We start from the raw sequence: 15986 nt of genomic DNA on the forward strand, positions 1-15986 counted from the left end.
AGGAACGGAAGTTCCAGCCTTTAGACAATCCCTTTGGGGCTAAAGTGTTACCGATGTGTCCGGTATAATCTGTAACCTATGTCTCCGGTACAGACCCAATAATTTCAGAGGACCAACGTGGATACGGAGAAAGGTTATATGACCACATTACACGAGATAGGCCAACTTTTTATACGGCAATTGCAGCAGCATCAGCAGGTACCGCGGTTCATGTGGCCCAGCTACGCTCAGCAAACAAACAAACCGAAAGAGCCTTCAAAGAACAAAAACATGAGCGTGATATAAGCGAGTTAACTCGCCAAGCAGAGCTAGCGATAGCAAGCTACCGATACTACGATGCCAGCGAATATTATCGGACAATTTGTGAGGCCATACTGCCTCAACCAACTCAAATGAATAGTTTAAGCGATGTTGATCGTTTAAAGCTTGAAGCAACTGTCTTTAATGGCGTTGTTATGCTACTTCAAATCAATCAACCAGCACAGGCTATGGCGCTTTTTTCTAGGTACTTTGGGACAACACCTCCACCCAAGAGTAAAGATCTATTGAATATTTACGCAAGCTTACTTCTATTAACACCGAGCAAAATCTCTGAAAAATCAGCCCACAACCCGATATTGCTTCTTGATAATAGAGGTGGGGAGCCAAGACTGATGGAAAGAAGTGCTACCTTCAAGCTTGCTTCAGATTGTTTAAGCGCCTCTTTTGCGCTGGATAGCTCTCAAACGGCTATCAAAGTATTGTTCTGGTTCATCACGAACAACCAAAAGAAAGTCGCCCAACTAATTGGCGATGAAAAACCCTTCTCGATTCAAAATGGCGAGTTAGATTTACCCCATTTTTTACCCTTTAAAACACTAGGATCGAGCCTTCGCTTTGTGGGCTTTTATGTTTTAGCAAAAACTTACCAAAATTTGTTTAGCAACAAGTCGGAAACAACCGATCAGCGCTTATATTTAGAAAACGCCATCACCTGCATGGAGGCGGCCAGACTCATTTTGCCCAATAACACAGCTTTCATAACCGAGCATATTGCACTATTAGAAGAAGTGATGAGACTCTACACAACTATACGCAGACAAGAGTGGGAGCCTCCAGCAAACGTCACATTAATTGAAGTTGACAAGGATGCCACAAGGAAAGCTCAAGAAAAACAAGCCGAATCAAAGCACCCCAAAAGACCACAGCCTGTCATAAAAGAAGTTAAGAAATCGCTAACGCAAAGCGAATGTGTCAAGGCCATTGAAAAACTAAGGGCTAAAATCGATCGTCTGAAGGCAATGATCGATATAAGCTCAGAGCCAGGGCCTCTGCCTCAGCCCCGAGCTTAGATAGGCCTAAATTCAGGGTGAGCTTGTAAAGTGAAGTTAGCCTGTACACGCTCTTCATCATGGAATTTATGCAATAATTTAGATGGAAAGTGTGAGTTTTCTTGCTCGAAACAAGCAGGCAATAAATTCGTCTGTATCAAGGTGTCAACAAATTGAACGGCTGCGTTTAATCCTACATTTATCCAACGATCACGTATTGCGGACCGAAAAAGTGCCATCTGTGCCAAAACTTTTTGGTACTGATCTTCAAGCCTCGCTTTTTCATTTTCCAATAACTCAGCATCAATGTGTCGACTAAATCGCGAGTTGGAGTTTACAAGCGGTATAAAATTTCCTGAATTTGGATGCGATCGCCTAAAATCAAGAAGCTGTTGAGACAACCCTGCAAAACCCCAACGATCTTCGATCGTTTTGTTAAGTGCGTTGGCATTAATGCCCAATAAATTTTCAAGCTGCACAACCAGTTTCTTGCTTTCAGAAAAGGCCAAGTCGTCGCGCCCCGTCAAAAAATAAAGATGAATCAGTTGAGCCTGCGCAGGCCAATCATCAGAATTTCTCACAAGCTCCTTTAAAATCATTTCTGCCAAATAGGTTCGATCCTGCTGAATAAACGCTTGTACTTTATAAAAAAGCGTATTCCTATCACCGGGCAGTGCAGCCAATACCTGATCACATTTGCTAAGCAAATCTCTCATTCGACTCTCACTAAAGAAAAACGCAAGTTCTACCTGATCTCGAGCCTGCCTTAGAGAGAGATTATCAGGATCCTGAGAAATAGCATGATCATATTTCAAGCGAGATTGCGTGTACTTGCCCTGGATTGCCAAAATTCTGGCGTTCTGTATTTCGGCCTGCCGCCCTGCAAACTTATATCGCCTGCGCAGCAGGTAACCCAGTCCTATACCAACCCCAACCCCACCAAACACTATCGCGACTTTACCCAAGGTTCCAATAGTGCCCCAAACAGCAACCGCTTTTGCACCTCCGCTGACAAAAGCCGCCTTAACCACAGGAAATTTCATGGCCGCCATGGCGGTCATGCTCATAATACTCAGTGTTGCTGATAAATCACGAACCATCAAAGAATACGCTGTTTCAGAACGCAAGTTCCCATTTTGATCAAACGCACTTACCAAAGAAGAAATATAACTAACCGCAAGAGAAGTGATATGTAGCGCCGCAAATGGTCCGGTTAATAAAGGTAAATCTGCTGCCCCACCAAAAATCCAGGCTCCAAGCTCAAAAGCAAAAGGCGTTACGGGTAAACACAAACACTCACCTACATCAGCAAATCTCTTTAAAAGGCCTGTGTTTTCAATCCAATTAAGTTCTCTGAGCAAATGGAAAAACTGAAAAAAAGCCTTGCATAACTTAGGCACGTCCGTTAATTTTCGCTTGAGTGCATCACTGAGTTGGGCAAACCAAGCGCTCTTCTCTGAAGGGTCTATCACGCCCAGCGCAACAGCCAAACTATGGCTCATAGCAACTGGCAAACAACTTAACAGCTCCTCGCCTATGAGCTCATAAATAACACAGTAAGTTTTTGCTAGCGTTTGACTGGCCTGCGAGTATTCGCCTGACTTGGTACGACTTACAGCATTAACATGACGCGCAAATTGAAGTAATAGCTTTGAGAAAACCTCTATAAGAAAGCCGCTAAACTGTTGCCACTGATAAGTGCCCAAGGCCTGTTGAGCCTCACTAAATTCATTTTCCCCAATCTTCCCTTCCTTTAGAAGCGCTTCTAAATGCAGCTTAGCCTCATCAATGAAACCATTTTTACTTAAAAAGTTAATGTACACTAAATTAAGCTTGAAGTTTTCCTCATGGCTTTTAACTAAGCTTTGAGCAAACAACCGGCCACCCTCTACATCATTGAGCTGTCCATAAAGCTCCAAGATGGTAAATAGCTCCTGAGATAAGGAGTGGACGCCCAGGTCGATAACCTTCTTATGGCATGCGATCGCAGCCTGCATACCGGCTCTAGTTTTATCACACCTAAGAAGAAAGTCTGCCTTCATTATATAAGCTTCGCCCAGCTTCCTCTTATCTTGCCTTGTTAGTGTTTGCTCACCTATTTTGGATGCTTGTTGCTCAAGCTGCTGGCAAAGCGAATTAATTTCCTGGTTGGCGCTAAGAATAGCGGCCGCATCACTCCCCATTAATACAATTCGGGCGCGCACTATTTTGGCGGTAAAATTTTCTTCATCCATTGCCGTCAACTCACCCGCTAACGCTAAACAACGGCGCTCATAGTAGGCACTGTCTGGCGCAAGGTTTTGATTTTTTGCCTGGCCATATAACTGGTATAACGCGATGATCGAGGCTTCAGCCAAGGCTTTCATGGTTCCATCGCTAGGCAAGTGCTCATTGGTTCTAGATTTAGCCCAATCATAAAGTGCCACGATCTCACCCGGCAGATCTTGTTCTTGATTAATTTTCAGCAGACCATGAAAAGCACTGTCTCTTAACTCATGTAAACTACTGCTTGTAGGATTATTTTCTAACGCCCGATCTACCTTAGATAAAATCTCATTTAGCTGCTTTCTCTCCGCATTATAATCATACCTGCCTGAATTAATTTTAGCGTAACTGAAGCAAAGCTGTAGATCAGGAGAGCTGATACTACCCTCAGCTAATTTTTCAAAATACTGACGAGATAACTCCCAACTTTTTTTAACCTCAGCTTGCAATGCTTTGTTATCAACATCGTCTGTTTTGGAAAGAACCTGAGCCCATTTAGCGTAGGCAACTGCAAGCCCAAGGCTTGTATCATCAGAAGCACCCAAAAGCGACTCTGCCGCCTCATAATAGTGAATACTGAGGTCACACTGCCCCCCTTGAGAAGCATAAGAAGCCAAGCTTTTGGCTGATGAGACCATAAAATCACGAAGCTCATCAGATTTTTCTTCTACCTTTGCTGCTGCTTGATAATCTTCAGCAAGCTTTTCAAAGCTTTCTGCTACGATCGTTTTCGACGAAGAAGCCAAACCGCAAATCCCCATCTGAAGCTTATCAATCAGCGTCAAATGATCGATTGACTGAAAAAGCTGATACGCATGAGTGAATTTATCTGCGTCATTATCTTCTACTGCCACATTATACTGAGCATTCGCGAGCAGCTTTTGGTAGGCACGTGGCGCTTTGACAGAGGGAGACATACATTCAAACCGTGCTAAGATGGTTCTCGCATCAGTAATTAGTTTATTCGCCTTAAAATCAAAAAAGCAAACCCCATAGAGATCGTTAAGCTTAGCCGAATCGCTACCTTCACCTACACGAATTTTCGCGTATGCCATCAACTCGTCAAAAGTCTTTCCTTGGGTAGAAATTGTTTTCCGAAATAGATGAGAAAAATATTGTTTGTCGAATTCAGCTTGTTGCTTAGGCGTCTTAGCTAAAGTTTTAAGCCCATCAAAAGCCTGAGTCGCAGAAACAGGATCACGACCTTCCTGTATGTGTGCACTCATCAAGTGAACAGAAAAGTTATTGGGCAGCCAATTTTTCAGGTTCGCCACGTATCGCTGCGCATTATTGTAATCCTTAAGATAAATGGCCTGATGTGCTCGTTTAAATACATCATCCAAATAATTTGAGAAAGCTTGCATTGTTTCTGTATTTTCTCCGCGGCTCCATTCTGCGCAAACCCCATACTGCTTTTGTTTGATCGCCCACTGCCTGGCTTGCCAATGGAAGCGCTCCTGGTCGGTTTTTGCATTCTTGACTCTTAAGTCAATATGCTCACCTATATCCCTCGCTCGCGCCTCACAGACATCATCCCAACTGTGCCTGATGTTTGCCACATAACTGAAAAAACCAATCGAATGTTGGGTCGCTGAAACAAGGCCGGCAGCCTTCTTCGCGATCGTCATGTCAGAGCGCTCATCATCTGACAAGGATCGCCAGTGAATATACTCTGATAATTTTCTGATACCCTTATAACCGAAGTAGGCCACCGCAACGGCAGGGGCGGCATATTTAGCCACGGTGGCTAAACCGCTAATCGTTAAATCAACAGCCACCGAGCCTTGAATCGCTGGAGAAAAATACAACATGCCCGAGGCGGTTGTACCTGCCAGGGAAAGGGCGATTTCTCGCTCAGGTTGACCACCATAGCGCCCAAACCCTCGCTCCCGATTGTAATCGACATAAGCGCCCTGTGGCTCATGAGAGCCAAGCTCTGACCTGAGCAAACTTAGATGAGCACGTGTAAAACTGGCATCTTCCGATCGCTGTGAAAAACTCGCCCTTAACGGCAGCGAGGCTCGCACATTAGACAGCACAGCAGAACCTTCATTCGAACCCCTGGATTGATCGCTATAAGCGGGCTCAGCAGCGGAGCTATGATCTAAAATATATTCTCGCTCAGCAGGCCCAAGAAATTGAAGTGAATACTCATCATCAATTGACCCGCTTAAAGCCTCCCTGGGAACCAGCGCATTCGACGAGTGAGCAGGAGCCTGTGTGCGCGATGGCTGTATTCGAGCAGAAATATCAATCGTAACATTAGGAATTGCTAGCTGATTAGGGGTACGATAGGTTGGGCGGAATAACTCCTCAACCAATGGCTTGGCTAGCTCTGCAGCAAGAAACGCTCCGCCAATCATAGTTAGACCAGAACCAATCCTAGCAAAACGATACACCCATGGACCATAGGTAATCGCTCTCGTTAATAAGAAGTTGCTAATAAACTCAACGTGCGGAGAAAGCGCTATCCCCTCTATCAACTTTGTGCCCAAAACCCAATTGACTGTGGTCTTACTAATAGAGAGTCCGAAATCCTGTAAGCGCTCTAAAGAAGAGTCGCTCGGAACCAAACTGCGCCGTTTAGCGTAGTCATCTCGTGCTTCAACAACTTTTTCAATGTGGCCAAATAGTTTAGCTCGCCTCTCCCATACCCTAAAGCTAGCAGTCCGTGCAGCAAGCTGCCGTGCCTGAGAGTCAGAAAAGTGAGCTATCCCTTCCCCCATCTCTTCAAAAAGTACATCTGGCCTGACCGCCTCGCTGACAACAGTGCTAACACGCTCGGCTGTCACTTCACCAGCAATTTCTAAAAATCGGGATTCATCGGATTCTTCTGGTAGAGTCCGTCTTTGAGCTTGAGAGCCTATTAAGCAGAGTAATTGGCGCGTCTCTTGGCTCATTGAAAACGATTGCAATGGCCTGAAAGAAGAGTGTTGATTGCGAAACTCTAAACCCGCCCAAAACAAGGCTTCCTCTCTAGAGCTTAAAGGCTCACCATTCAAAAAAACATCGAAACCTGCGAGACGAATACTTGAGCCATCAGGAATAGAAAATCCCTGAGCCTCAGCAAAACCCCTGATAAAATCTTGTTCTAGCGATCCCCTTTCGTAAGGGAAATATTCGAGAACACCAGTAACCTGATAACATTGCTCTATAGTTTCATCAATTCCTCGAGGCATCAAAACTATCTACCCAATGGTCTTGATACGACGCCTCTTGTGGCCGCCCCTCTCCTCGAAGGTAGGGTTTGAAAAGAGCCAGGGCGAGCACGAAGAAAAATAGCGGGGCCAGACTGAGGCAATACCGTTGGAACAGGCGCTGGAGCAGAGCTCGGCTGAGCTGGCTGTGCAGGAGCAGTTGAAGCAGCAGGTGAAACCGATGTTGTAGGCATGCCTGCCGAAGAAACTGGCGCAGATGAAAAATTGTCTGAGGATCTCACCTGTTGTGATGGGCTCGATGATGAAAAGGGTTGTGTATGTGCCGATGCTACTGATGCACATGGCATTGACACATATGGTTGGCCACTAAACGGACTTCTTGATCTTACTGGCAAGGAGTGAGTGCTATGAAAGCTGATCGGAGATGCCGCGCGCCCTGATGATGCTCGACTAACTGAAGACTCATCCGCAAAACGTATTTGCCTTCCTGGCGAGGGAGTGCGTGCCGAAAGCCTCCCAGGAGATGTCGATCGACTAGCCGGGCGCGGCATAGCTGATGGGGCAGGCACAGTCTGAGAAGACACCACAGGGGACAAACATCCCGGCTTTTCCAGGCGACGGTCAAAATCTTTGATGGCACGAACCAGAAATTCAGGCTTATAGAAAAGAAGTCCTTTCAAGAAATTCGCATAACTGCTATTTCGAGCATGTTTTAAATCTCGCATATGATCTTTTAAACGCTCAAGTATATTCTCAAAGTTAGAGCCTCTCATTGTTTGGCAGAGCCGATCAAAGTCTGCTCTTCTGTCATTTTTATCTTTTGATTTTCTGTCTAAAAAGTCGGATAACGCTTTGAAACAGTTACCCTCGATGGATGGGGCATCAACAAAAGCTGTATCTCTTATTGCTATTGAAGGAGGGTTCATCATTTTACAAAACTCAGCAACCAAGCCTTCGTCAACCACGACGATCCCAATTTCTCTCTGTTTGATAATGATATTTCGTATATGCCCCAAAGCCATGGCTCGTAGTTTTACAAGCAAATCTTCAGACATAATTTTTTGTAAATCTTTAATATCCGTATAAGAAAACTCACCAACCAAGTCAACATGGTCTTTAAAAAGAGATATAGCGTGCTTTACAATTTCATATGCCGGACGAAATCGTTTCTTCTTAAGCTTAAGAGGGTCATTTTTTCCCACGTAAATTAGGCCGTCACATTCAGCATAGTACTCCTTCAATTCTTTGGTGAGCCCATCAAGCCTTACTAAACCAAAAAACAAAGGCAACCAACCAACAATCTCACACAGCGACTCTAAGCTTCCAACGACCTCAAGCAAAAGCTGAGCCTTTCCCAAAAGGCGATAAGCGCGAGTCAATTTCTCATAGCCTACCCCCACTCCGTCTTTTATTCTGTAACAAGCTAATATCCTTTCTGAATTATAATTATTTTTAGTGGTAGAAAGGTATCGTCTCTCCTCCTCACTAAAGCTAACCGGCAGGAAGTCTTCCTTAACCAATGAAACAGATCCAAAAAAAGGATTTAATATAGAAATAATCCGTATTTTTAGCTGACGCTCAACAAGCACCAAATGCTCAAGAACACTACTGAATGCCCTTTTCTTAGCATTAATTTGTTCTGTTATTTCTATTGAGCGCGTAGCCAGTTGAATGACTCTACGGAATTTTCCCGAAGTTATCTGCCTTTCGCAGGCCGATGACTGAGGCTGGTCCCTATTATGGGGAAGGATAATACCTACTCTAACAAAAGGAGGAATCCTGCTCTCAACAAGCTTACCTGTGAATATTTCCATTACTTTTAAAAGATCCGTATAACTTCCTCGATTACAAAAACCATCGCACAATGCTGTAGTCATTAGCCTAAAATATAAATGGGCCACCAATACGACAGGATCACTAATTTCATCTTTATAATACAAATCAGCATACTGCGAAAAATCTGAGTCATTTTTCATATCTTTTTTTATTCTTCCCAAAAAATAGGCTTTAAACCACTCAAGGAAGATATGTGATGCTTGAGATAACCTTAATGAGGAACCAGGGAGCTCAACTTCATGAGTATTAACCTTAACCTTAAAGACCTTAGATAAAACAATCGCAATTTTAACCCACCATATATCCCTTGGTTGTATACCTTGTTGCTTCAAAGCCGGATACTCAATGGCTTGTTTTTCTAGATTATGGTATGTATCTGGAAATACTTCTTTAAGAGAGTCTTGATAATGACGCAGTATCTCTCTATTTAGTGCATGAAGATCTGGATTAAGCAAAACCTTAACCCTGGGTATGGTTTTTCTTATCCCCATATTAATTCCTCCTTTGAGCTTCCAACCAATCTGTTGATGGTGGCAAATGTGAATCCAATAGATTATTGACCGTGTCGCAATCCCTTTTCGCAAAAAAAGACATTAAAGGCAGTTCTTTTTTAATACAGTGATTAACTTCCTTACGGATTACATCCAGACACGCTTGCTTATGTTTATCACCTGTATGGTGAATCCAAGCACCATCCCTGAAGGTTCGCAATAGAAAGCCCTGACTCGATTTAGCAAGATTTTCATAACGTCTACCCACATCCTCTCTTTCTGAGAAAGCAATTGATTTAGACTGGTTTACAAGTAAATCAAGGCTTTTAATAATATCTGGCTGTCTATAATCTTCCATATAAAACAAATACGCGGCCAACCATTTGACATGTTCTAAGCAGTTACTCTGCAATCTATAGTTAGTTCCAGGAGTAGACATGCGCAGCACATTTCCAATAAGTTCAAGACGTTGGGCTCTCGAGAAGGGGACAGATTCTGAGCCTTCAGGTGCTTCTATTGTGATCGTCCCAGTACCCAAAAATGACGTCATCTCAGACATCGGCACATCGGGCTGGCTTGGTGAGGCACTTCTTTTATTTTCAGGGCGGGGCAATGTATAGCAAATCGCTTCCCGGTGATTAAACGCCCACATCCGCGCCAAAACATCAACAAGGTTATTGCGAGCCCTTCGCCAACTCTCCCACATCATTGAACCAAGTTTAGGAACAACAGTATAATCAACAATGTCCTGAAATTTTCTAGGGTTATCACACTCCCTTGACAAAACTTTTCCCCGAAAATTATATTTTTTTTCCTTATCTGCCATCCATTTTTTCGGAAGTTCTTCGTCAGGCCCAAAGACAGTGCGATCAAAACAATCGCTAAAATATTCAAAAGAAGTGATTTCAGCTTGTTCTGTCTCAGGCTTGGAGTTTGGATTAATGGGAAGCGCAACCTTCGTCCTCTCGGGATAATACATAGGCACATAAACCACAGCCACTTGCGCGTACATACTTCTAATTTCTGCCAACAAGTAAACGAAGCGATTAAAACCCTTTTTCCTTGAAGGATAGATTGGAAGAATATCTCTCCTGGCCGTTCTGTTAATCGTGTCGATAAATTCATCGTTACTTTCAGCTTTTACAGCACCTTCAGCGTAATCAGCGATTTTCTGAGCTGTTGTATGCTTCAATAAACTTACATCGCCCAAGGTATCAAAAAGAGCGTCAAATATTCTCATATCAATCGGCAGCCTTAATAGATGATCCAGGCGCCATCGATCAAAAACATCCGCATCACACCGATCTTTAAATTCAGGTAAAATCACACCATTGTCCAAAAGCTCGGAAGAAAAAGCGCATGCCCGAATATCGCACTGAATCATGCCCGTAATTTCATTATTAGAATCAAGCGAAAATTGCACACTCGGTATTCCATCAATTTCACGATCGTTGTAGATTGCATAAAGGCCTGAGATAAGCTGGAAAAACTCAAGGCAGTCTTCAAGCTCCTCTCTAGCGAGTTTATTTCCAGAAAAATACGCCAAAAATTTTTCCCTGATAGCTTTATTCAGTTCAACAAACGCTTCAAGAGAATTTGACTTTATTAGCGCAATGAGATGATCAACAAATGTTTTTTCATAACCCAAATAAAGCAAAAGCACTTGAACACATCTATGAAAAGAGTTCTTAAAACCATACTCAATAGTGGCCGAATCAACCGTAGCCCTAACTATATCTTTATGAATGCTGTATGAAGCTTCTGGTTGTGCCCCAGTCTCATTTTCTCCCGCCATAAATTCCCCCATGCTTTCAAACAATTAAGATAAAAAACCATTAAATAAAACTGCTCGCCTTCCGCCAGGCGGGCTTGATACCTTGATTAATAATAGGCTGAAGTTATGGTGATTATTGTGATCAGCATCCCTGCAGACATCGATTAGAAGCGATGTCTTAAGCCAAACTATTACAAAGAATGCTTAAGGAAAAATTAACGCGCTTAATATTTCCTTAATATTTTTGAGCTAACTTAAGCGCGTCATACATAAAATAATGACTAGAAGCTTGTATCACGGATAAAACCAAGGAGCTTCTATGTCAACATTCAGAGAAAAAGCCCAAACCTTCTTTTTGACGATCAAAGAAATCGTTACTGCAGCTATAAAGTTATCAGCATCAACACTTCACATTGCTCTCTGCCGACTTGAAGCTGTGGTGAACTCCTTACAAAAAGGAGGCTCAAACCAAGCATCATCTCGCTTGGCAGAGGCTGAAAAATGGTTTTCTACTTGCTCTGAAGAGTTTAAATCTGCTATTGGCCGGCAGAAATTTAAAGCCTTCATTTCAGAATTTTCTGCTCGCTCGCCTGCCTGCGATAAAGCCACACATTCAAACATGCCCCCCACTTCGCTACAGCCCCAAGAGCATGCGCCCGATGCTTCAGGGCGGCGCCCGCCAGCCAGCATGACCGGGCATGAAATCAGCGCCACATATCCACCAATAACACCAAGGAGCGAAAGTAGCACCAGCTCATCCAGTGCAAGTTTAACAAGCATGATGACAGCCAGGTCTAGCTTTAGCTCGACAAGCCAAAGCAACACCGACTCGTCAAACTCAAGCCCCAGAAGCCAAGACAGTATGCGTTCATCCAACTCCACAAACGAAGCATCCGCCACCTCATCTCGCTCTAGCCCAAGAAATCAAAACAGCCTTCAGTCGACTAGATCAATTCCCGGAGATGAAAAAGAAACCCCAAGGTCATTTACACCATGAAAATCATGGTGGAATATACCGAAGATTACTCAATCTTAGATGTTGAGCAATCTTTTTTCACCCATACGGGTAACTTTGAAGTCAACTATTTTCGCGGTAGTGATGAAATTGCCATACTAAACTATGAAGCAAACACGGGAACACTCACTCTTAGAACCACCTCACGCCTGCTACTGCGACTACGCTGGCGGCTAGCGCAAAATCAACGCGCGGTAAAAATCCTGGTAATTCGCGGGGATGGATGCACACTCGCCTTGATGGGTAGTTTTTTTGTTGAGAATGAAATCATTGCTTCATGCCGCGAGCTCAATGTATTTGACACCCAATTTGGGGGAGAAAGCAGGCTCACCACTTTTGTTGATGCCCCCAAGGTCCGCTTTACCGCACAGATTGTGCGCCTTAATGGTGTCATCGGACGCCCCACCGATGATCGCGCGATCACATTAGCGAGAGACATTGTGATCAAAGCCAGAGAACAGTTATTTTTTCCAGGCATGTGTGCAGCTGTCAGCGCACGCCTTACTATAAAGGCCAAACAAGCTGAAATCGCTGGAAAAATCTATGCAAAAACTTATAAAATCACTTCAGAAACACAGCTAACCACTGACTTTAACAGCCTTATTGCAGGACACAGAGAGGGTAAAATATCAGCCCAGTCATGCGACATCCGAGGCCACCTTTTATTCGGTCACGAAGAGTTTCCAGGGGCCTCCTTTTCACTATGCGCTGTCCGAAGGCTTGACTTAAGCGGGCAGATTCAATTTTGTGCTCCGATCAGAAACCTGACCTTAAGCACAAATAGAAAAACACGGATCAGTCAAATATTACTGGCCGAGCTAGAAAGCCACCCAAGCGTTGTGATGGCCATCAATAGAGAAAAAGTAAAGTACAGAGTCCCCCGGCGCATGACTCTTGTGGACCGTGTAAAGATTGTCATTGACACCTATAGAAATACTTTTTCTCACCAGTATGGTTTTAGAACCAGTGAAATTGCGCAAAACCGAGAACAGCAACTTAACCGCTTGGTTGACGCCATTGAACAGGCTCTAACAGAACCCTATCAAGATCACTTAATTAGCGCCTGCCAAGTAGCACTATCACAGTTAAAACGCAATCAACGCCTATACACCTACTTCATTCCATGGCCACCGCTTTGGCATAAACAAAGCCACCTGGAAAGTTTATTGAAGGAAACTCTCGCAAAAGCAGCTGCTGGTGAATTTGCGATGCGCCGAATGAGCACAGCTGCAATTATTATTCCTGACATCCAAAACCCCCGCGGCCCGCTGGAAGACTGGGCGTATCAACGCTATGGTATCAGCTTGCGTGAAACCATCTATCGCGTACTAAATGTTGCTGGGCCGCCATTACTGCTCGCCTTGCTCAACGCAGCAGCCGGTCCTGCAGGCTTGGCTTGCGTGGCAGGTGTGCATGTTACCCGCTATGCGCGACCAGTCTACACTCTGCTCTCGAATCGCCCCTTAAGCAGCATTGAGTGTATTGGCCTAAGCGGCGGCCTCATTCTCTCCTTTGCAGGCATGGCCACCACACACGAAAGGCTTCGCGCGCTGGCTGACATGATGGTGAGCAACGTAGCCACAGTGCCGCATAATTTAGAGCAATTAAGAAGCGCTCTCAGTAGAAATAACTACCCACTTCCATCACAAGCGATAGCCGTTTTGGAGCTTGCACTTTCAACCTATCCTCTAGAAAGCGCTTCTTTTGCCTGCCGTGCGGGACAAATCATACTGCATTATATGCTAGCGCCCTTAAACGGTTTGATTGCTGCAGCCACTCAGGCAGTGAATCACGGCCTGGATGGCCTCAGCCAGATTCTTGTGAATTTATCCCCGTACTTTTTTGAAGAAATGCAATACGCAAACACCACAACGGCCTCGGCCAACTTTGTGCTAAAAAAAGAAAATACGCTTACCGCCTTAATCGGCGCATTTTTTTCTTACATCAGTCACAAGCTTTTTGGCGACTCTAGCATTGTCAGCCGCATTTTGTCGCAATCTTTAGCAAACGCTCAGTCAGGCCAACATAGCGCACAAACCTTGTTAGACACGCCATTAACCGGCGAGCTTGCCGAAAGAATGCGACGAAACGAGACTGCGCTAGATCGTTTTACACACCTTGTTTCACACGCTGCCACCGCCACCACGCTTGAACTTTTCATTAATCATGGCGAAGGAAATTTACCCAGCTTTCCAAAATGTTTTAACTCAACCTTCGCTTACGTTTCTTTATCGCTTGGTAAAGTCTTATCGTTGCCGTTTAGGCTACCACTAGCCTACCTGATTGGCTTTGTACTGGAGAAATTCTTTGAGCCCTCGACGATTGATAGCCACTTTAGAGAACTCTCTGCGGCACACCTTGCCCAATCAGCCTTCATAAAAACCCTATTAAGACAGCATTTACCGAAAAGCTTACTAGAAAATACAGGAATCAAACTCTACCTTACGACGGAAAATCGCCCAAACTACATGCTACTGGCTGACTTCTGCATGGACGTTTTGTTGCTTCTGATAAAACGAGGCCTAACCTGCTTGCTAGACAACTTGCTTCCCAAACAATTAAAGAAAATCGCAAGTTATGTGTATTATGTTTTCAACCGAAGCACCGATTACCTGCTTGAACTATACTCAGACATTGAATCTCAAAGAATTTTTGACCGACTAGACTACCACGCTCAAAACCTTATTTCGCTAATCTCACTTGGCTACCTGGCCATTCTAGCATTGAAACAAAAGTTCGACAGAACAAATAACAAAGCTTCAACTTTGCCTACTTCCCCAGATCGTTTTTTCCAACCAGCGCCCGATAGCGATAGTGATGCGCCAGGTCGTTTGCCTGATTACTCTAACTCATAGCAACAATCATAGGAGGCTCTATGCCATCACCATACATTGTCGGCAGCTTTTTACAGAATCAGGAAGATGATCATTTACGGCTAGACCTCATGTGTCTCGTGAACTGGAGCTATGAGCTTTACTTCGGTAGAGAAAAACTTCCCGACATTAGCTCACTAACAGAACTGTATGCCACTTGGCGCCTTATCACAACCTCCGATGATCTCATAAAGAAATGGCCTAAAAAGGAAACAAAAAATAACGCGCATGAGTACCACGGAATCTGCGTGCAACGGTCAGACGGATTAACGGCCATAGTGACGCCAGGTACACATCCCAATCCAATTTGTTTTGCTGCGGCACCACCCTCAGGACCGTTTGGAATACCCATTCTATCGAGCAATCCCATCCCATCCATACCAACCACGGCAATCGTACCAATAATCTATCCAGACCCAATCCTTATGGCTCACCTTAAAGCAGACGTAAGCGTAAGCGTTGGCAAGTTTCCGAAAAAATACTGCTACGCTGGCGAACATTTTTTTAATACCGTTAAAAAAATGTACTTTAACAATGATCACTCAAGAATGAATGGCTTAATGCTTGCGGGGCACTCTCTTGGCTGTGTCTTTGCTTACTGGATGCTCAAAAACGGTCGGCTAGGCAGCTACCCAAAAACTGTCTGCTTTGAAACACCGCGGAGCCACAGACTGTTAATCCAGCTAGATATTTATGAGTTTGGCAATGTTGAAACAATCTTAGGTTCAGAAAACTGGATTAATGGAAGTAAAGATGGCGAAGGCCATGTCGGCTACGGTGTCCGAGTCAACACAGGAAATGGTGATTTTGCGTCACACTCACTTGTTAGGCTAAAACAGTCTTACAAAGAAGCAGTAGAGCGTTCTGCCCAGGCCCTGCCACTAAATGGCATAACATTTTTTTCATGTCTAAGAGGTAACGATTTTCAACGAGGCGGAATTTCCTCAGCAGCACATAATAGTGCTAATCTGCCACCTCCACCCTAATCGTCAATAACAGTCAGAGGTTAAAGGTAAGCGGTCAATTACCCTTTTAATTCACAATATCGCCGCCTGCGCGGGGATAATAAGACGCCTTATTGTCTCGCCGTAGTGAGAATGCGTAGCCTGGGTCAAGCGCTTGCGCGAAGACCCAGGTTTAGCTTTTCCGGGTTTTCAATGCTTCGCATTTCAATCCAATGAAATGGACTCACCCTTCTTGACCTTAGCTGGTCTCGGCGTCACCCTTTCGGGGCGCCATAATAGCCTTGGCTATTAAACTGTTT

General features: G+C 44.3%; 7 protein-coding genes. 3 read left to right on the forward strand and 4 right to left on the reverse strand.

Annotated features, from left to right (window positions below):
• Positions 1-212: 212 nt before the first annotated feature.
• Positions 213-1331, forward strand: coding sequence for a hypothetical protein (locus COV52_09565; GenBank protein ID PIR10261.1), 1119 nt, complete (start codon positions 213-215; stop codon positions 1329-1331).
• Here the strand turns inward: COV52_09565 and COV52_09570 are convergent.
• The 4 genes from COV52_09570 to COV52_09585 all read right to left on the reverse strand — a co-directional run bounded on the left by COV52_09570 (position 1328) and on the right by COV52_09585 (position 11734).
• Positions 1328-6754 carry a hypothetical protein gene (locus COV52_09570; GenBank protein PIR10262.1) on the reverse strand — a complete coding sequence of 1809 codons (5427 nt, stop codon included), beginning with the start codon at positions 6752-6754 and terminating at the stop codon, positions 1328-1330. The genes COV52_09565 and COV52_09570 overlap by 4 nt on opposite strands.
• A gap of 5 nt (positions 6755-6759) precedes the next feature.
• A complete protein-coding gene (locus COV52_09575) occupies positions 6760-9060 on the reverse strand; it encodes a hypothetical protein (protein ID PIR10263.1) in 2301 nt (766 codons plus the stop codon).
• 1 nt (position 9061) lies between these two features.
• On the reverse strand, positions 9062-10855 hold the full coding sequence (locus COV52_09580; protein PIR10264.1) for a hypothetical protein: 1794 nt from the start codon (positions 10853-10855) through the stop codon (positions 9062-9064).
• 387 nt (positions 10856-11242) lie between these two features.
• Entirely contained in the window at positions 11243-11734 is a 492-nt protein-coding gene (locus tag COV52_09585; GenBank protein PIR10265.1) for a hypothetical protein, read from the reverse strand.
• Positions 11735-11827: 93 nt separating this feature from the next.
• On the opposite strand from COV52_09585, the gene COV52_09590 reads away from it, so the two are divergent.
• Both COV52_09590 and COV52_09595 read left to right on the forward strand, forming a co-directional pair.
• Positions 11828-14704 carry a hypothetical protein gene (locus tag COV52_09590; protein PIR10266.1) on the forward strand — a complete coding sequence of 959 codons (2877 nt, stop codon included), beginning with the start codon at positions 11828-11830 and terminating at the stop codon, positions 14702-14704.
• A 20-nt stretch (positions 14705-14724) separates the two neighbouring features.
• Complete coding sequence (locus tag COV52_09595) at positions 14725-15708, forward strand: hypothetical protein (protein PIR10267.1); 984 nt, start codon at positions 14725-14727, stop codon at positions 15706-15708.
• Positions 15709-15986: the final 278 nt, after the last annotated feature.

Source organism: Gammaproteobacteria bacterium CG11_big_fil_rev_8_21_14_0_20_46_22, assembly GCA_002796245.1.
Lineage (GTDB): Bacteria > Pseudomonadota > Gammaproteobacteria > UBA12402 > UBA12402 > 1-14-0-20-46-22.

Excerpts from the sequence above, each read along its gene's own strand:
- COV52_09595 (PIR10267.1), top strand. The coding sequence starts at position 14,725 with ATGCCATCACCATACATTGTCGGCAGCTTTTTACAGAATCAGGAAGAT.
- COV52_09580 (PIR10264.1), bottom strand. The coding sequence starts at position 10,855 with ATGGCGGGAGAAAATGAGACTGGGGCACAACCAGAAGCTTCATACAGC.
- COV52_09590 (PIR10266.1), top strand. The coding sequence starts at position 11,828 with ATGAAAATCATGGTGGAATATACCGAAGATTACTCAATCTTAGATGTT.
- COV52_09570 (PIR10262.1), bottom strand. The coding sequence starts at position 6,754 with ATGCCTCGAGGAATTGATGAAACTATAGAGCAATGTTATCAGGTTACT.
- COV52_09575 (PIR10263.1), bottom strand. The coding sequence starts at position 9,060 with ATGGGGATAAGAAAAACCATACCCAGGGTTAAGGTTTTGCTTAATCCA.